The following is a 17,114-nucleotide window of genomic DNA, read 5'->3' as shown; positions in this document are numbered from 1 at the left end:
ACGCCACTTCGGACCTACTCGGCTAGCCGGTCGCCTCGCGCAGCGCGCGGCGGCAGAGCGCGTCGGCCCGCCGGGTGGACTCGGGAAGGCGGTAGTCGCGCGCCAGTCGCAGTGTGTGCGCGCAGGCGTTGGCGAGGTCGACGCGATGGCCGACCGAGACGAACACCGGCTTGACGCCCTCCTGCGTCCGCAGCGCGCGCCCCACCTCCTCGCCGTCGTCGGCCAGCAGCGGCGAGGAGTCCCCGCGCCGGCCGCCGGGCTGCTCGTACGAGAACGTGAACGGGTTCTTCGCCACGCCGATCACCGGCAGACCGGTGATCACCCCGAGGTGCGCGGCGAGCCCGAAGCGCCGCGGATGGGCCCGGCCGTAGCCGTCGCAGACGACGAGACCCGGGTCCGAGGTGAGCGCTTCGAGGGCGGCCAGGACGGTGGGGATCTCGCGGAAGGCCAGCAGTCCGGGTACGTACGGGAAGGCGACCGTACCGACGGCCGTGGCCTCCTCGACAACGGCGAGGGTGGCGGCGTCGAGCACGACGGCCGCGGCGGCGACGACATCCCGCGCGTCGTCGTACGCCACGTCCACCCCCGTCACCAGCCCGGTACCGGGCGGCGGTCCCGGCTCGTCCCGTACGACCAGACCGCGCAGCTCGTCCTGGATGGCGCGGGCCTCGGCCTCGTCCTCGGGTGTTCTGATCATCCGCATGGTGATCACACCTTAGGCCGTGCCCGGCCCCGGGCAGGGGCCGTCGTCAGCAGATCTCGCCCGGCCGCGCCGCCGTCGCTCTGAGCAGGTCCCGCACCAGGTCGAAGTCGATGTTCTCCGGTCTGCGGAACCGCAGGCAGCCCTTGCCCATGTCCTGCCCGGCCAGCCGTTCCCCGAACGCCTCGCGGACATCGCCGCGCATGAGGTAGAAGGAGATGTACTGCTTCTGGCTGGCGAACGCGATCTCGGCGGCGCCGTTCCGCTCGTACGCGGGCATCCCGTACGCCATGACCTCGTCGAAGCCCTCCAGCTCCGCCCGGCACAGCCGTCGCAGCCTGGCCAGAGCGTCCCTGCGCTCCTCGGGCACCTCCGCCAGATAGCCGGCCACATCGTTCGCCTCGCTCCGCACCATTCCAGAAGGCTATGCCGGATTCGAAGCCCCGTACGCACAGCGCGGGAGACCGGCCGCCGCACGGTGACACAGCTCACTCCCGTTTTGGAGCACGTATCGCGGCGCTCCGCCGTCTTTCTCCTTAGAAGGAGACCTCATCCAGGTCCGGCGAAGGGGAGCAGACCATGACGCTCGTCATTGAACAGGCCGTACAGGCCCGGCTGGTCGCGACCGTTCCCCGGCTGGAGACCGTGCCCGCGACCCTGCGCTACGACCGGGCGGACCCCTTCGCCGTACGCATGGCGTTCCCGCCCCCGGCGACACTGGAGGGCACCGAGGTGACCTGGGAATTCTCCCGTGAGCTGCTGGTGACGGGCATGACCGAGCCGGTCGGGGTCGGGGACGTACGGGTGCGGCCCTTCGGGTACGGCCGTACGGTGCTGGAGTTCCACGCTCCCGAGGGCACCGCGATGGTCCATCTGCGCACCTCGGAGCTGCGGCGTTTCCTGGAGCGCGCGGAGGATGTCGTCCCGGCCGGTCACGAGCATCTCTATCTGGATCTCGACCACGACCTGACCGAGCTGCTGCGCGACGCCTGCTGAGCCCACGCCCGCGCCCGCGCCTACGTATCCGTACCCCCGCGGCCTTAATCGCGTTGACGACCCCGAGCCCCCTCCCTACGGTGGGGGCCGTTGTCCTGTTGTCGCCGATTGGAGTAGGACGTTGCTCTTCTGAGGTCCTGAGACACCGCTGCCGCACAGCCTCCGCCGGTTCTTCCGGCCGTTGTGCGCCTCGTGTGTGACCTCGGCTGCCGAGCTGTCCTGCCCGCCCGTCCGGGATCCTCCCTCTCGCGGTGTCTCCATCCGTTGCCCTGCACACCATGACCCCCCGCGGCGACCGGAGACCTTATGTCTACTTCCCCCACCTTCATCACCTGCACCGCTCTCTCGTTCACCTGGCCCGACGGGACCGGTGTGTTCGATGGCTTCCAACTGGCCGTCGGCCCAGGCAGAACGGGCCTGATCGGACTCAACGGGGCAGGAAAGTCAACGCTGTTGCGGCTGATCGCGGGCGAACTGGCCCCGGCCGACGGCACGATCAAGGTCGCCGGCGAGATCGGTTATCTGCCGCAGACCGTGGTACTCGACACCGCACTGCGGGTGGACGAGGCCCTCGGGATCGCCGCGGCGCGTACCGCGCTGCACGCCATCGAGGCGGGCGACGCGAGCGAGGAGCACTTCACCGCCGTCGGCGACGACTGGGACGTCGAGGAGCGGGCCCATGCCGCCCTCGCCCAGCTCGGCCTCGGGCATCTCGGTCTCGACCGGACCATCGGCGAGATGTCCGGCGGCGAGTGCGTGCTGCTCCGGCTGGCCGCGCTCCTGCTGGCAGCCCCCGCGGTGCTGCTGCTCGACGAGCCGACGAACAACCTCGATCTGCACGCGCGGCGGCGGCTGTACGACGCGGTCGACAGCTGGTCCGGTGTGATGGTCGTGGTCAGCCATGACCGTGAACTCCTCGAACGCGTCGACCAGATCGCCGATCTGCGGGACGGCGAGGTGCGGTGGTACGGCGGCAACTACACGGCGTACGAGGAGACGCTCGCCCAGGAACAGGAGGCGGCCGAACGCATGGTGCGGGTCGCGGAGGCCGACGTACAGCGGCAGAAGCGCGAACTGGCCGACGCGCAGCAGAAGTTGGCCAAGCGTGTGAGGTACGGACAGAAGATGTACGACAGCAAGCGGGAGCCCCGGGCGGTGATGAGAATGCGCAAGCGCACCGCCCAGGAGTCCGCGGGCAAGCACCGCATCCTGCACACCGAGCGGCTGGCCGAGGCGAGGGAGCGCCTGGACGAAGCGGTGGACGCGGTACGGGACGACGACGAGATCCGTATCGAACTGCCGCGCACCACGGTCCATCCCGGCAGCGACGTGCTCACCCTGCGCGAGCTGCGACTGCGGTACGGGGCCGAGGCCAGGGGCCAGTTCGAGATCCGCGGCCCCGAGCGGATCGCGCTCGTCGGCCGCAACGGCTCGGGCAAGACCACCCTGCTGCGTACGGTCGCCGGGGAGCTGGCGCCGGCCTCCGGTGAGGCGCTGGCGCACGTTCCGCTGCGCTTTCTGCCGCAGCGGCTGGATGTCCTCGACGACACGCTGAGTGTGGTGGAGAATGTCGCGCGGTTCGCGCCCGGGGCGACGAACAACATGATCAGGGCGCGGCTGGCGCGTTTCCTGTTCCGGGGCGCGCGCGCCGACCAGCCGGCCGGGACCCTCTCCGGCGGGGAGCGTTTCCGGGCCTCGCTCGCCGCGCTGCTGCTCGCGGAGCCGGCGCCGCGGCTGCTGATGCTGGACGAGCCGACGAACAATCTCGACATGGCCGGGGTGCGCCGGCTCACGGCCGCCCTGGAGTCCTACGAGGGCGCGCTGATCGTGGCGAGCCATGATGTGCCGTTCCTGGAGTCGCTCGGCATCACCCGCTGGCTGCTGCTCGACGGAGAACTGCGCGACACCACCGCCGAGGAGGTACGGGAGGGGGCGCCGCCGAAGCCGTAGGCCCAGCCGGACGCCGACCGGGAAAACCCGACGGAAGATGTCGGGATTCCCCGTTAGCGTCGGGGCATGCCACAGAACATCACCATCACGGGTGCCCGTGAGAACAACCTCCGGGACGTGTCCCTCACCATTCCGAAGGGCAAGATCACCGTCTTCACCGGGGTGTCGGGATCGGGCAAGTCCTCGATCGTCTTCGACACCGTCGCGGTGGAGTCGCAGCGCCAACTGAACGAGACCTTCAGCTCGTTCATCAGAAGTTACCTGCCGAAGTACGAGCGCCCGCACGTCGACGGGATCGACGATCTCTCGGTGGCGATCGTCGTCGACCAGAAACCGATCGGCGGCAATGTCCGGTCCACGGTCGGCACGATGACGGACATCTACTCGGTGATCCGGGTGCTGTTCTCACGCCATGGCGTCCCGAGCGCGGGGGCGGCGACCGCGTACTCCTTCAACGACCCGTCGGGGATGTGCCCGGCCTGTGACGGGGTGGGCCGGGTGGTGGCGCTCGACATCGACCGGGCGATCGACTGGTCCAAGTCGCTGGACGAGGGCGCGCTGCTGCTGCCGGGACTCTCGGTGAACAGCTGGGAGTGGAGTCTGTACGCGGATTCCGGCCGCTTCGACCGTACGAAGCCGCTCGGCGAGTACACCGACGAGGAGCGTGAAATGCTCCTGCACGGCGGAGACTTCAAGGTACGGATCGAGGTGAAGTCGGGCTCGGTCGATATGCGGTTCGAGGGAATCGTCTCCCGCTTCACCCGGCTCTTCCTCAAGCGTGACACCGCCAACCTCTCCGAGAAGCGCAAGGAGGCGGCGGCGCGCTTCACGGTGGAGCGGCTGTGCGAGGCGTGCGGCGGGGCGCGCCTCAACGAGGCCGCGCTCGCCTCCCGGATCGACGGGCTGAGCATCGCCGATCACACGCGTATGGAGGTCGCCGATCTGGTCGAGGTGCTCGGCCGGATAGACGATCCGGTGGCGACCCCGATCGCGGCTGCCGCCCGTGAACGGCTGGAGCGGCTGGTCGGGATCGGGCTCGGCTATCTCAGTCTGGACCGGGAGACCACCACACTGTCCGGCGGTGAGGGCCAGCGGCTCAAGATGGTGCGCCATCTGGGGAGTTCACTGACCGGCCTCACCTTCATCTTCGACGAGCCGAGTGTGGGCCTGCATCCGCGCGATGTCGGCCGGCTGAACGATCTGCTGGTACGGCTGCGCGACAAGGGCAATACGGTGCTGGTGGTGGAGCACGACCCGGATGTGATGGCGATCGCGGACCATGTCGTCGACATGGGTCCGAAGGCCGGGACGGACGGCGGCCAGGTCGTCTACGAGGGCCCGGTGGACGCGCTCCGGGAGGCCGATACGCTCACCGGCCGCTGTCTGCGCCGCCGTACGCCCGTCAAGGAGTCGTTCCGCTCCCCCGCCGGCTGGCTTCCGGTGACCGGCGCGGCGCTGCACAACCTCAAGGGCATCGACGTACGGTTCCCGACCGGTGTGCTCACGGCGGTGACCGGGGTCGCGGGGTCCGGAAAGTCGACACTGATCTCGGAGGTGTTCACGGCGGCGTACCCGGAGGCGATCGTCATCGACCAGGGCGCCATCACCGCCTCGTCCCGCTCCACGCCCGCCTCGTACCTCGGCATCATGGACACCGTGCGCAAGATCTTCGCCAAGGAGAACGGGGTCGCGCCGGGGCTGTTCAGCTTCAACTCCTCGGGGGCGTGCGGGGAGTGCTCGGGACGCGGGCTGATCTACACCGATCTCGCGTTCATGGACCCGGTGACCACGACCTGCCAGGCGTGCGAGGGACGGCGCTTCCACGACGAGGTGCTGCGGCACACCGTACGGGGCCGCTCCATCGTCGACGTACTGGACATGACGGCGGCGGTGGCCATGGAGTTCATCGAGGACAGGGCGCTGCTGCGGAAGCTGCGTACGCTCAATGACGTCGGGCTGACCTATCTCACCCTCGGCCGGCCGCTCAGCTCGCTCTCCGGCGGCGAGCGCCAGCGCATCAAGCTGGCCACCCAACTGCACCGCACGGGCAGTGTGTACGTACTCGACGAGCCGACCACCGGGCTGCACATGGCGGACGTGGACACACTGGTGGCGCTGCTGGACCGGCTGGTCGACGCCGGGAACTCGGTGATCTGCGTCGAACACAACATGGATGTGGTCAAACGCGCGGACTGGGTGATCGATCTCGGTCCCGACGGCGGCAAGCACGGCGGTGAGATCGTCTTCGAGGGCACTCCGCGGCAACTGCTGGAGCACCCCAAGTCCTTCACCGCCGAATATCTGCGCCGCGAGCTGGAGGGGACCCCGCTTCCGGGCGCCTGAGCCGGGAGGTGCGGATCCCGCACGCCGTACCTGCCCTTCGCGCTGTACCTGTCCCTCACCCCATTACCCCTCACCGATCCGGAGACTCGCCCGTGCCCAGCAGGAAAGCCCTGATCCGACGCCCGAGCCCGCGCCTCGCCGAGGGGCTGGTCACCCATATCGCACGCACCCCCGTCGATACGGAACTCGCGCTGCACCAGTGGGAGCGGTACACCGAAACGCTGCGCGCGCACGGCTGGGAGACCGTGGAGGTGGCCCCGGCGGACGACTGCCCGGACGGGGTGTTCGTCGAGGACACCGTCGTGATGTTCCGGAACGTCGCGCTCATCAACCGGCCGGGCGCCCTCTCCCGCCGACCCGAAACACCCGGTGTGGAGGTGGAGTTGGCCCGGCTCGGCTGCTCGGTGCGGCACGTACGGGAGCCGGGCACGCTCGACGGCGGGGATGTCCTGAAGACCGGCGACACGGTGTACGTGGGGCAGGGCGGCCGGACGAACGCGGCGGGCATCCAGCAACTGCGCGCGGCCTTCGAGCCGCTGGGGGCGCGGGTCGTCGCCGTACCCCTGCGTACCGTGCTGCATCTCAAGTCGGCCGTGACGGCTCTGCCGGACTCCACCGTCATCGGTTACGAGCCGCTGGTGGACACCCCGTCCGTCTTCCCGCGCTTTCTGCCCGTGCCCGAGGAGCCGGGCGCTCATGTGGTGCTGCTCGGCGGCGGAAAACTGCTGATGGCCGCGAGCGCCCCGAGGAGCGCGGAGCTGTTCGCGCGGCTCGGTTATGAGCCGGTACCGGTCGATATCAGCGAGTACGAGAAGCTCGAAGGGTGCGTGACCTGTCTCTCTGTGCGCCTTCGCGACCTGTCTGACCTGCGCGCATGACCGAGCGTAGGGATGTTCGACGCTCCCGGGCTTGGCCTTCGCCTTACCGCGGCCTTAACCTACGGTGTCGTAACCTACGAACCCGTAGGTAAATCTCCCGTCCCCCCTGGAGCACCCGTGTCGATCACCTCTCCCCACCTCGGCAGTTCGGACGCGTGGACCGACGCCCGACTGCTGTACGCGCTGGAAGAGGTGGTGGAGAAGGAACTCAACCGCCATCTCAAGGTCGCCAAGGACTGGATGCCGCACGAGTACGTGCCGTGGGCCGACGGCCGCAACTTCCCGGGCGTCTTCGAGGACGGCGAGGCCTGGGACCCCGAGCAGTCGAAGGTCACCGACATAGGCAAGATCGCGCTCGTGGTCAATCTGCTGACCGAGGACAACCTCCCCAGCTACCACCACGAGATCGCCAGCCTCTTCGGCCGCGACGGCGCCTGGGGCACCTGGGTGCACCGCTGGACCGCGGAGGAGGGCCGGCACGGCATCGTGATGCGGGACTATCTGCTCACCTCGCGGGCCGTCGACCCGGACAAGCTGGAGCGGTTCCGGATGGCGCACATGTCGGAGGGCTTCGAGTCCGACAACCGCCATTCCATGCTGCACTCCGTCGCGTATGTCGCCTTCCAGGAGCTGGCGACCCGGGTCTCGCACCGCAACACCGGCCACCAGTCGGGCGACCCGGTCTGTGACCGGATGCTGGCGCGGATCGCCACGGACGAGAACCTGCACATGGTCTTCTACCGGAATCTGCTGGGCGCGGCCTTCGAGATCGCCCCGGATCTGACCATGCAGTCCGTCCGCGATGTCGTCGTGAACTTCCGGATGCCCGGACACGGCATGCCCGGCTTCGAGCGCGCCGCCGCGCAGATGGCCATAGGCGAGATCTACAACATGCGGATCCACCACGACGACGTGCTCCAGCCGGTGCTGCGCTACCTGAAGGTCCTGGAGATCGACGGGCTGGGCCCGGAGGGGCTGAAGGCGCAGGAGGAGCTGGGTATGTACATGGGCGGTCTGGACAGCGAGGCGAGCAAGTTCGACGAGAAGCTCGCCGCGCGCAAGGCGCGGATGGCGGCACGCGCCGCGGGCTGATGCGGCCGGCGGCCTCCGTACCGGCTGCCCAAATCGTCGCCGTCGCCGTGATCTCCGGCGGCGGCGACGATGCGTGTACGCGCCCCGTTCAGCTGCTGTGAAGGCCGGCCGCGTCGCGCCGGAGGTTCTGTCGTTCCTTCTCCGAGAGGCCGCCCCAGACCCCGAATCGCTCGTCATTGGCGAGTGCGTACTGGAGGCAGGCCACCCGGCCCTCGCAGGCGCCGCAGAGCCGCTTGGCCTCGCGGGTGGAGGAGCCGGGAGCGGGGAAGAAGAATTCCGGCCCGGTCTGTGCGCACAACGCGCTCTCCTGCCAGGAGAGTTCGTGCTCGCTGCGGTCCGTCGTGACGGTCGTGACGGTCGTGCTGGTGGTGCTGTTGATCGGCATGCCGGACAGGTTGCCCGGCCGCGATAAACAGGTGATTGACGAACGGTCAACGCGACGGGCCGGTGCGGACCGGGCGTCTTCAGCGCCGGTGCCGGACCGGACGTCTCCCACGCCGGTGCGGTACGGGCGTCTCCCGCGCCGGTGCGGTACGGGCGTCTCCCGCGCCGCCGTCAGCCGGTCTGGTCCACGCCCTGCATCAGCGCGAACCGCGTCCCGGACGGATCGGCGAGCTTCGCGAACCGCCCGACGCCCTCGATATCGGTCGGCGCCACCCGGACCTTACCGCCCAGCTTCCGCGCGGCCGTTACTGAAGCGTCGCAGTCCGTGACCGCAAAGTACAGGAGCCAGTGCGGTCCCGTGTCGGACTCCGCGGGGTCGGTGCCGATCGGCACGAAGCCACCGAACATGCCCTGGGCGCCCTGACCTGCGGGGCTCACCATCCGATAGCTGCCGTTTCCGTCCGGCATCGGCATGCTCGTGGTCTCCCAGCCGAAGACCGAGTTGTAGAAGCGGTACGCGGCGTCCTCGTCCGGGGTGTACAGCTCGCCCCAGCAGATACTGCCCGGCTCGTTGACGGCGTCCAGGCCCTTGTTCTTGCCCGGCTGCCAGACCGAGAAGCCCGCGCCCGACGGATCGGTGAAGACCGCCATCCTGCCGAGGTCCATGACGTCCATCGGCTCGAAGATCACGAAACCGCCGCCCTGTTGAACGGACTTGGCCGTGGCATCGGCGTCGGGCGTCTGGAAGTACAAGGACCAGGACGGCGGAGCCTGACCCGGCTCCACGGGCATGACGCCGGCTGCCGTCCTGCCGTTCAGCTGGAACAGGCCGTAGCCGCCCGCGTCCGGGCCGGCGGACACGAAATCCCAGCCGAAAATGCCTTTGTAGAAGGCGGTCGCGCCCTCGATATCGGGGGTGCCGAGGTCGATCCACACCGGGGAACCAGTGACAAAGGGGGTGCTGACCATGGCGCGCTCCTTCATGGGATCCCATAGCTCTCTCTCCTGTCCGAGTCTCCTCCGCGCACGACGCCCTCGCATGTGCTGCCGGGCGGCCCCGGGCAGGAGGCCGCACGATCGTGCGTTCAGTAGAGTGGGACGATGAGCGGCACACGTGGCGACGGCGACGGACACGCGCGGGTCCGTGCGGGGAGGCGCGGTATCGACGGGCGCGGTACTGACGGGCGCGGTGCCGACGGACGCGGTACTGACGGGCGCGTCGAGCGTGGCAATCAGACCCGGCGGCTGGTGCTCGACCGCACGATGGACATCGCGTCGGTCGAGGGGCTGGAAGGGCTCTCCCTCGGTCGTATCGCCACCGAGCTGAAGCTGAGCAAGAGCGGTGTCTTCGCCCTCTTCGGCTCGAAGGAGGAGCTTCAGCTGGCGACGGTACGGGCGGCCACCGATGTCTACGCCACGCATGTCGTCCGGCCGACGCGCGAACTTCCCCCGGGCGCCGGGCGGGTGTGGGCGCTGTGCCACAACTGGCTGACGTACTCCTCGAACCGGGTCTTCACCGGTGGCTGCTTCTTCTACGCCGTCTCCGCCGAGTTCGACGCCCGCAGCGGCCCGGTGCACGACGCGATCGCCACTTCCCTGGACGACTGGGTGAGTTATGTGGAGCGCACCATCGAGAAGGCGCGGCTCGCGGGTGGCTTCGGGGCTGAACTGGACGTGCCACAGCTGGCGTTCGAGATCATCGCGCTGATGGAGGCGGCCAACGCCAAGTCCGTACTGCACGACGACGAGAGTGCGTACGAGAGGGCGGCCCGGGGCATTCTGACCCGGCTGCGCGCCGCCGCGACCGACCCGGCCGCCCTCCCGGAAGCCCCCGGCTTCGGGCGGGACGTCCGGGCGTCAGGGGCGAAGACGTCGTGGCCGAAGGCATCGGGGCCGGAGACGTCGGGAGCCAAGACGTCGGGGGCCAAGACGTCGGGCGCGAGGGCATCAGAGGACAGCTGATCCGGGGCGCGGGGCGGCGTCCCGTACGACCGGCTCGTCCGATGGCTCTGACGAGGCGGCGTGCTGCCTCGCCTGGCGTACGAAGTCCACGGCGGCGGCGACCACTTCGGGGTCGCCGAGGATCCGCCGGTGGCCGAGCCCCCGGGTGACGACCAGCCGTGCGCCCTCCCCGTACGCGCGGGAGAGGGCCCGGGACTGGCCGACCGGCACCAGTTCGTCATGCTCGTCGTGGAAGAGCAGCACAGGGACGCCGATCTCCTCAGGGCGGTACGAGGCGTTGAGGCGCCGCCAGATGTCCGGGTCCCCAGGGAACATGACCCGCTCGACATAACCACGCATGTCGCGGGCTATGCGCTCGCGCAGACCGAGCAGCGTACGGAACGCGTCGATGATCCAGCTGAATTCGGCGACTCCGCCGATCCCGACCACCCGGCGCGCCCGCACGCCGCCACGCAGGGCGAAGAACGTCGCGAGCACGCCGAACGAGTGGGCGATGACGGCCTCGAACCTGCCGTGCTCGGCGTGCAACTGCCGGATGATCTCCCGGTATTCGACGATCGAGGTGTTACGCCCCGAGGAGGCGCCGTGCGCCGGGGCGTCGAACGCGATCGGACTGTACCCCTGCTCGCGCAACGCCGTGACGAATGCCCCGAACCGCGCGGCGCGCGACTTCCAGCCGTGCACGAGCAGCACGGGGCGCGTGCCGTCGCCCCACTGGTAGGTCACGACGGACTTGCCGTTCACGGTGAGCTGTCCGGTACGGGCGTCGGCGAGCGGATCGCTCTCCCCCGGGCGGAGGGGACTGCGACCTGCGGGATGGAGGGAGATGGCGAACGCGGCACGTCCGGCCAGCCGAGGGGCGAGGAACGAGGTGGTGTTGAGGGAGGTGCGCAGGACGGGACGGAAGACGGTCTGGACGAGCGCGGTCATGGGTGACATGGCCCGGATCTCCTTGATCGGCCGGCGAATGGAGAGATGCTAGCACGATCGTTCGTTTAGTTTCGCCTGGGTGACGGAGCGGGTAGCGGGGCCCACCGTCTGTGGTCGCTATGGTCGCCTTATGACTGCGGCTTTCGTTCCCAGTGACGTTCACCATCTCGCGTGCGGCATCTGCCCCTCGCGGGCGCTCCCTGTAGGGCAGTTCGATGTCTACGAGCGGCCAACGAAAGAGTGCCCTTTCAATCCCGATGACGGGCACCGGTACGCCGCGGACGGGACTCCGGTGTGTGTCCACCCGGATAAGGTCGGGCTCCCGCCAGGGCTGTACAAGAGCGAGAACGTCCCTGTGGCGATCGAACTTGAATTGCCGGTCGATGTGGCGGAGTTGGTGCCGTACTTGCGTGACGTGTTGCACGGCGCAGCGCCGGTGTTGCTTGAAGACTTGATTGAGCAGGCTTCGGCGAAGATTCGATGCCAGTTCCCCGCGGTTGACCCGCTCACGACGCTGCGCCGCGCTCTCAACTAGCCGCTACGTGGTGGCGAAGTCGATCGTGTGTGCCTTGCCGGACCGGAGGAACCCCGCGGCGGCGTACTTGCCGTCGAGGATGTCCAGTCGTCGCGCCGCTTCGGTGTGGTCCACCCAGTAGCGTCCGGGCGGTGTGCCCCATGCGTGGACGTACGCGGTGTGCGTGTAGTCGCCGGTGGTGTAGTCGTGGTGCTCTTTGTCGGTCTGGTGGATGACCGCGATACCGATACGCGCCGCGATGCGTGCGAGCAACTGGGGTTGCGCGATCATGGCGTGCATCATCTCGTCCACCGGTACGGCGATCGGGATTTCAGTCATGGCCTCATCCTGACCGCCGAGTTCATAGACAGCGGCTTTGAGGGCGAGTGCCCGAAGTCCCTCGGTCAGTAGCGGTCGCTTGTCGGCGTCCAGGTCCCAGTTACTGATGACCGGGAATCCGGTAAAGCACGTCCATGCCTCGTCGTACTTGAGCGCGGCGGCGCTGAACGCGCTGAACTCCGGGTCCCGCGAAAGGGCCGTCATGATCTCTCGGGCTCGCTCCGCCACCCTCGCGGGGGCAGGACGGTTATCGGTGGTGGTGTTCACGTTGCACTCTCCTTTTTGGGGTTGTGTGCTGTGATGACCCGCCCTGGTGGTTGGCGACTGTCCGAGGGCGCTATGCGTCGTGCTCCACCAGTGCGGGGGTTTCACCCGTCCCCGCCGGGGGTTGGTGGCGGCACCCCGGCAGAGACGGAGCTTGGTCGGGGCTGGCCCGGTCCTGAATCCAGGCCAGCCCCGCGCGGTCGGCCGGAAGCGGGGGACGTCCGGCCGTTCTCCTCGGAGATGAACCCGCCCGTGATGCGGGCCGTTTCTCCGGGTCCTCTTGGGGCGACCGCATCGCGCCCGAGAGGGGTCATGAGGGCGGCGTATCAGGTGCCAACGCCGACCAGGTCAAAGGGCTCGTCCGGGTCATGGGGCCTCGCCCCGTACGCCGCGTCGAAAATCTCGATAATCGGCGGTCAGTCTTGTCCCGGATTTCACGGGTCCATGTGTCGCGTGCCCGGCCCCAAAACTCGGCGTTCTGCGGGTGCTGCATGAAGTCGTCCGCCACGTGCCGGAGTGCAGCGGAGGGCACCACTCCGAGACGGTGTTGCAGCGTCCAGAGCACAAACCAGCGGTTGCAGTGCAGCCCACGGACCCGCTGCTCTTCCGTCATAGTCCCCTGCGATGCCCACATGGCAGTGCGAGACGGGCGGGATTCCTGGTCCGCCATGAGCCGTGCATGCATGTCAGCCGTGGCCAGCGCGCACTGGTCGCGGTGCTGCCGTACGCCGATGACGACGTGGGCGGCCCCGACTGCCGCAGCAGTGAGGATCGCACCGGATAACACCAGGGGCTTCATCATGGCCTTTCATTGCGCAGTGTGTTTGTTGTGTTCGTCCCGGTCGCCGTCGACGGTCGCCGCACTGCTTACGACCAGGGCGGAAGCCGTACCGGTCTGCCGGTACGGAGTTCGGGGGTGCCCAGTGCGGGAAGCACCGGGTAAGGGTTGGACGTTCGAGAAAATGGGCGGAGCCAACCGCCATTAATCGGCACCATCCGGTGACCAGCAGGGGCGGGCGGAGGCTCCGCGGGCCGTGCGGGCACGGTCACCGGTAGCACCGTGAACGTGTACCGCCCCAAAGCGTCGGCTGTAACGAGCCTGAACCGCTCACCCGCTGCGAGTCGGACCCGCGCCGTCTGCTGTTCCTCGTCGTCGCCCACCCAGAAACGCAGCTCGGCTGGAACGTCATTCGGTTGTGGGCCCCTTACCTGTACGAGCACGCCTGTTGGTGCCCATGCCGACCACGGCTCGGGGTCCAGCCGATCAGCGATCCGACGGGCTTCCTTTCGGAGCCAGCGAAGCGCACGGTCCGGTGAATCGGTCTGCCGGGTGCCGAGCACAATCCGGCGCCATGTGCCGCTCGCCGGCCCCTCGCCCATGACGGTGCCGAAGTAGGTCCGTGCGCTGATCACGTCGGCTCCACAGGGATGAGCTGCGTCCGGTAATGCTTCGCCAGCGCCTTGAGTTGGTTCTTCTCGTACTCGGTCGCCGGTCGGATCGAAACGCGCCGTGATTCCCAGGTGAAGCCTGCGGGGCGGGTCAGCTTGACGACTGCGCCGTAGAAAGCATCGACCACGGCGACCAGTTCAGACCTTGAGTCGTACACAGCCATGCCGACCACAAGGTCATCAAGACTCGGGGAGGCTGCGGGAAGTCGGCGGACCTGGTACCGCTGCGGAGCAACGGGGACGCGCCTCATTTGAAGTCGCCCGACCGTCGGTGCGGGTGCGCCCGAAGCTCACGGTTGCACTCCCACACTTTCAGCGGTCCGCGACCGCCCCGGGCTTCCGCTCGCTGCTTGACCAGCGCGGCACACACAGGACAACCGGGATTCGGGGCAGGCTCGGGGGGCAGGACCTGTGCGACCAACTCCGCAACAGGGAGACATAGTTGAAGTGCCGGGTCCGCCATCGTTGCCCTTCCTATACGGCCCTACGGTTGCTGTGCTCGCACTAGGCAACCGCTCCGTCACTCACGGCGGTACCGTGGGGAAGCGACCAGGATTTAAGAGTTTTAAGAGTGCTAGGCGGGGAGTTGGCGGCGACCGTGAACACATCAGAACCAAACAGGGACCTTGCACGGCTGTACCGCGAGACAGGGTGGACGCTGCGACAGTTCGCCCAGGCCGTAAACCGCCTTGGAACTGAGAGGGGGAGTCCACTCAAGTACCGAGAACCGTCGGTTCATCAGTGGCTGAACGGCGGGCTTCCTCGCCAGGAGACTCGCGCATTGGTCCTTGAGGCGCTGGCCAGGAAGCTAGGACGGCCGGTCACCCACTCTGAAGTCGGCTTTCCGGCTCTGCCCACTACATCGGAGGGGGCTACAGGGACCGTCGATGGAATCATTGATCTTGGCACGCAGGATATGAACCGCAGAAACTTGATGGGCGCGGCATTGTTCACGGTGGCGCTATCCGTACCCAACTGGCCAGATGTAGTTGGTCGAATGGAGCGAACCCGCACTTCCGCAACACAGAGCATCGGCATGTCAGATGTCCAAATGGTCATAGACATGACCGAGCGTGTTTCGGACCTCGACGACGAGTTTGGCGGACGCACGGCCCGCCCGATGGCGGCCACCTTTCTCGTGAATCACGTTGCCCCCTACCTCCGGGCCGACGGGCCAACGGAAGCCAGAAAAGCAATGATGGCAGCAGCATCCGATCTCTGTTACCTCACCGGATACATGGCGGTTGATGAGGGATTGCACGGACTTGCTCAACAGTACTACCGAAAGGCTCTTGAACTCGCTGGCGCCGCCGAAGATCACTTGACGTACTGCACCACTCTGCGCGGAATGAGTGTGCAAGCCGTTGACTTGCGCCACGGAAATTCTGCCATGAATCTCGCGAATGCTGCTGCCGCCGCCTCACCAAATGCGGGTCCCCGGATGCGGGCATTTCTCGCTGGCCAACAAGCGCATGCCGCAGCGCTGACGGGGGACCGCTCAAAAGCCCTTCGGCACATCCGGGAGGCCGAAGCAGCTATGGAACAGGCAGAAAACCGAGGCAAGCCGTTCGGTTCCTATGACCCTTCGTCGCTCAACTATCATATTTCTCAGGTACGTTACGAACTCGGCGATCTAGTCGGATCCGTTGAAGCAATGGAGCAATCCGACCAATTGCGTTTCGGGGTGTACCGAAGGGCGAGGGTTCGGCACCGCGCAACGTTGGCCGAACGTCAACTAGCCCTTGGCCACCTTGAAGCCGCTTGCCACACCTGGACCACCGCCTTGGAAGAATGGCCCTTGATCAAATCGGGGCGTGCGGATGACCGAATGCGGACAATGGTCAAGATGATTCGCCCGTACACAAAGAACGCGTACGCGGGCTCGCTATACGAACGCGCACGTACTGTACTGCCTTCGGACATGTACGTCTGACGAGGGCCCCGCCACCCTTCCCCAAGAGTGGCAGGGCTCGGTCATGAGTCAGGCAGCGAGCCCGAGCGGGGCATGAGCCCCAACTACCCACCCACAGCAGCCCGCTAAGCCGGTGCCGGGGCCGCCCCACTCCACTGCCGCGCAGCCCACAGGGCCCACCGGCCCGAGGCCGGCAAAGGACCGCCCCCATGCACGGATCCCCTCCGGGGACCCCTCCCCGAGGCCGCCCCCCGGCCCGCACCCGCACCCGCAGACAAAGTCGAACCCGTCCCTAATGCCCCGAGTGCTCCGACCCCTTCGCCTCCCCCGCCCCCATCGGGTGATCCGGATGGTGCGGCTCGTATCCCGGGATCGTGCCGTCCGGCTTCGCCACCAGGAGCAGGCCGGCCATCCCCATGTCCGAGTGGCTCTGGACATGGCAGTGGTACATCCAGGCGCCCGCGCCCACGTGTTCGCCCGCGATGATCTGGAAGCCGAAGGAGTCCGCCGGTCCTGTGATCTTGTTGTCGATCACACGGCTGGAGTCCTCCGGGCCGGTGAGCAGGCCCGTCCTGTTGTCCGCCCAGCGGTGACCGTGGATATGGAACGTGTGGTAGAACTCGCCGTGCGTGATCATGATGATCTCGACACGATCCCCCACCGTCGCCTCGAAGTTGGGGCTCTCCGCCCCCGGCTTGTTGTTGATCGTCATGTCGTTGAAGACGATCGTGAACTGCTTGTCCGGGAGGATGTCACCCTTCCTGCGGACAATCACCGGCCCGTACAGGCCCTTCCGGATGCCGCCCGTGCCATGGTCCGTGCCGACGACATGGTCGTGGTAGTGCCAGTACCCCGCGCTGCCCGGCCGGTAGGTGCCGTCCGCGCGCTTGCCGGGCGTGTGGGTGCGCCAGGTGTACGTACGCGTACCGCCGGGCTCCACATGGCTCTTGCTCATCCTGGTGCCGTCGCTGGCGATGTCGTAGTCCACGCCGTGGACATGGAGGCTGACGGCCACGTCCGTGGTGTTCTCGAACTCGATATGGAGGGTGTCCCCCTCCGTGATCTCGATCAGCGGGCCCGGGATGCTCGCCTTGCCCTTCTCCAGGCCGTAGCCCATCTGACCGTTCGGCAAGGTCTCGGCGTACAGCTTGAGATGACGTACCTGACCGCCCGCCGGTGCGGTTCTGGGCGGGGTCACCTCCGAGGTGGCCGACGTGGCCGCCGGGGCCGAGGCAACCGACAACGATGTCACCCCCGTAGCGGCGACCGCGCCTCCCGCCAGCAGGCGTCGATTGAAGCTCCGTCTGTCCATGGCCATACCGAACTCCCCAGTGCCGTACGGAGATTTACGGGGCACATGAGGCCCCGGGGACGGCCACACGGTAGACCAGGGATCTTCGT

Annotated in this window: 16 protein-coding genes and 1 pseudogene; 8 read left to right on the top strand and 9 right to left on the bottom strand. The window is 67.8% G+C overall.

From position 1 onward, the window contains the following. Positions 1–22 precede the first annotated feature (22 nt). Complete coding sequence (locus tag ACFRKB_RS01810; protein WP_383102401.1) at positions 23–703, bottom strand: endonuclease V; 681 nt, start codon at positions 701–703, stop codon at positions 23–25. Positions 704–749: 46 nt separating this feature from the next. After that, positions 750–1,115, bottom strand: a complete 366-nt coding sequence (locus ACFRKB_RS01805; RefSeq protein ID WP_383102399.1) for a DUF1801 domain-containing protein — start codon at positions 1,113–1,115, stop codon at positions 750–752. Positions 1,116–1,279: 164 nt separating this feature from the next. On the opposite strand from ACFRKB_RS01805, the gene ssgD reads away from it, so the two are divergent. From ssgD to ACFRKB_RS01780, 5 genes are all read left to right on the top strand, one after another. Further along, positions 1,280–1,696: a spore wall synthesis regulator SsgD gene (gene ssgD / locus ACFRKB_RS01800; RefSeq protein WP_383102397.1), complete on the top strand. Its 417-nt coding sequence runs from the start codon at positions 1,280–1,282 to the stop codon at positions 1,694–1,696. Between the two features lie 306 nt (positions 1,697–2,002). Then, the gene (locus tag ACFRKB_RS01795) at positions 2,003–3,646 is read left to right on the top strand and encodes an ABC-F family ATP-binding cassette domain-containing protein (RefSeq protein WP_383102395.1); all 1,644 of its coding nucleotides are present in this window, start codon (positions 2,003–2,005) and stop codon (positions 3,644–3,646) included. A 66-nt stretch (positions 3,647–3,712) separates the two neighbouring features. Beyond that, positions 3,713–5,989: an ATP-binding cassette domain-containing protein gene (locus tag ACFRKB_RS01790; RefSeq protein ID WP_383102393.1), complete on the top strand. Its 2,277-nt coding sequence runs from the start codon at positions 3,713–3,715 to the stop codon at positions 5,987–5,989. A 92-nt stretch (positions 5,990–6,081) separates the two neighbouring features. After that, positions 6,082–6,867 (top strand): dimethylargininase, encoded by a 786-nt coding sequence (gene ddaH / locus ACFRKB_RS01785; RefSeq protein ID WP_383102391.1) that lies wholly within the window; start codon positions 6,082–6,084, stop codon positions 6,865–6,867. A gap of 117 nt (positions 6,868–6,984) precedes the next feature. Continuing rightward, positions 6,985–7,959 (top strand): acyl-ACP desaturase, encoded by a 975-nt coding sequence (locus ACFRKB_RS01780; protein WP_383102390.1) that lies wholly within the window; start codon positions 6,985–6,987, stop codon positions 7,957–7,959. Between the two features lie 88 nt (positions 7,960–8,047). On the opposite strand, the gene ACFRKB_RS01775 is transcribed toward ACFRKB_RS01780, so the two are convergent. Both ACFRKB_RS01775 and ACFRKB_RS01770 read right to left on the bottom strand, forming a co-directional pair. Next, positions 8,048–8,344, bottom strand: coding sequence for a WhiB family transcriptional regulator (locus tag ACFRKB_RS01775; RefSeq protein ID WP_383102389.1), 297 nt, complete (start codon positions 8,342–8,344; stop codon positions 8,048–8,050). Between the two features lie 170 nt (positions 8,345–8,514). Beyond that, positions 8,515–9,312, bottom strand: coding sequence for a VOC family protein (locus tag ACFRKB_RS01770; protein ID WP_383102387.1), 798 nt, complete (start codon positions 9,310–9,312; stop codon positions 8,515–8,517). A 192-nt stretch (positions 9,313–9,504) separates the two neighbouring features. Here ACFRKB_RS01770 and ACFRKB_RS01765 point away from each other — a divergent pair. Continuing rightward, positions 9,505–10,167, top strand: a pseudogene (locus tag ACFRKB_RS01765) (TetR/AcrR family transcriptional regulator); the annotation flags it as partial. Between the two features lie 123 nt (positions 10,168–10,290). Here the strand turns inward: ACFRKB_RS01765 and ACFRKB_RS01760 are convergent. Continuing rightward, positions 10,291–11,244: an alpha/beta fold hydrolase gene (locus ACFRKB_RS01760; protein ID WP_383102385.1), complete on the bottom strand. Its 954-nt coding sequence runs from the start codon at positions 11,242–11,244 to the stop codon at positions 10,291–10,293. Between the two features lie 346 nt (positions 11,245–11,590). Here ACFRKB_RS01760 and ACFRKB_RS01755 point away from each other — a divergent pair, with 346 nt between their 5' ends. Next, positions 11,591–11,770: a hypothetical protein gene (locus ACFRKB_RS01755; RefSeq protein WP_383102384.1), complete on the top strand. Its 180-nt coding sequence runs from the start codon at positions 11,591–11,593 to the stop codon at positions 11,768–11,770. Between the two features lie 3 nt (positions 11,771–11,773). On the opposite strand, the gene ACFRKB_RS01750 is transcribed toward ACFRKB_RS01755, so the two are convergent. The 3 genes from ACFRKB_RS01750 to ACFRKB_RS01740 form a co-directional block, all read right to left on the bottom strand. Next, positions 11,774–12,355, bottom strand: a complete 582-nt coding sequence (locus tag ACFRKB_RS01750) for a hypothetical protein (RefSeq protein ID WP_383102382.1) — start codon at positions 12,353–12,355, stop codon at positions 11,774–11,776. Between the two features lie 307 nt (positions 12,356–12,662). Then, complete coding sequence (locus ACFRKB_RS01745; protein WP_383102564.1) at positions 12,663–13,151, bottom strand: DUF6082 family protein; 489 nt, start codon at positions 13,149–13,151, stop codon at positions 12,663–12,665. A 610-nt stretch (positions 13,152–13,761) separates the two neighbouring features. Continuing rightward, positions 13,762–13,965 carry a hypothetical protein gene (locus ACFRKB_RS01740; protein ID WP_383102380.1) on the bottom strand — a complete coding sequence of 68 codons (204 nt, stop codon included), beginning with the start codon at positions 13,963–13,965 and terminating at the stop codon, positions 13,762–13,764. 434 nt (positions 13,966–14,399) lie between these two features. Between ACFRKB_RS01740 and ACFRKB_RS01735 the strand changes: the two genes are divergently transcribed. Beyond that, a complete protein-coding gene (locus tag ACFRKB_RS01735; protein ID WP_383102379.1) occupies positions 14,400–15,734 on the top strand; it encodes a tetratricopeptide repeat protein in 1,335 nt (444 codons plus the stop codon). 271 nt (positions 15,735–16,005) lie between these two features. Here ACFRKB_RS01735 and ACFRKB_RS01730 read toward each other — a convergent pair whose 3' ends face one another. Beyond that, the gene (locus ACFRKB_RS01730) at positions 16,006–17,025 is read right to left on the bottom strand and encodes a multicopper oxidase domain-containing protein (protein ID WP_383102562.1); all 1,020 of its coding nucleotides are present in this window, start codon (positions 17,023–17,025) and stop codon (positions 16,006–16,008) included. Positions 17,026–17,114: the final 89 nt, after the last annotated feature.

Source organism: Streptomyces scopuliridis, assembly GCF_042790125.1.
GTDB classification, from domain to species: Bacteria; Actinomycetota; Actinomycetes; order Streptomycetales; family Streptomycetaceae; genus Streptomyces; species Streptomyces scopuliridis_A.
Note: the sequence above shows the minus strand (reverse complement) of the source record. Positions and strands in the feature narration are given on the sequence as shown.

Coding starts and splice junctions, on each gene's coding strand:
- ACFRKB_RS01810 (WP_383102401.1), bottom strand. CDS start 703: ATGCGGATGATCAGAACACCCGAGGACGAGGCCGAGGCCCGCGCCATC.
- ACFRKB_RS01805 (WP_383102399.1), bottom strand. CDS start 1,115: ATGGTGCGGAGCGAGGCGAACGATGTGGCCGGCTATCTGGCGGAGGTG.
- ACFRKB_RS01775 (WP_383102389.1), bottom strand. CDS start 8,344: ATGCCGATCAACAGCACCACCAGCACGACCGTCACGACCGTCACGACG.
- ACFRKB_RS01740 (WP_383102380.1), bottom strand. CDS start 13,965: ATGGCTGTGTACGACTCAAGGTCTGAACTGGTCGCCGTGGTCGATGCT.
- ACFRKB_RS01730 (WP_383102562.1), bottom strand. CDS start 17,025: ATGGACAGACGGAGCTTCAATCGACGCCTGCTGGCGGGAGGCGCGGTC.
- ACFRKB_RS01760 (WP_383102385.1), bottom strand. CDS start 11,244: ATGTCACCCATGACCGCGCTCGTCCAGACCGTCTTCCGTCCCGTCCTG.
- ACFRKB_RS01795 (WP_383102395.1), top strand. CDS start 2,003: ATGTCTACTTCCCCCACCTTCATCACCTGCACCGCTCTCTCGTTCACC.
- ACFRKB_RS01790 (WP_383102393.1), top strand. CDS start 3,713: ATGCCACAGAACATCACCATCACGGGTGCCCGTGAGAACAACCTCCGG.
- ACFRKB_RS01745 (WP_383102564.1), bottom strand. CDS start 13,151: ATGAAGCCCCTGGTGTTATCCGGTGCGATCCTCACTGCTGCGGCAGTC.
- ssgD (WP_383102397.1), top strand. CDS start 1,280: ATGACGCTCGTCATTGAACAGGCCGTACAGGCCCGGCTGGTCGCGACC.
- ACFRKB_RS01770 (WP_383102387.1), bottom strand. CDS start 9,312: ATGGTCAGCACCCCCTTTGTCACTGGTTCCCCGGTGTGGATCGACCTC.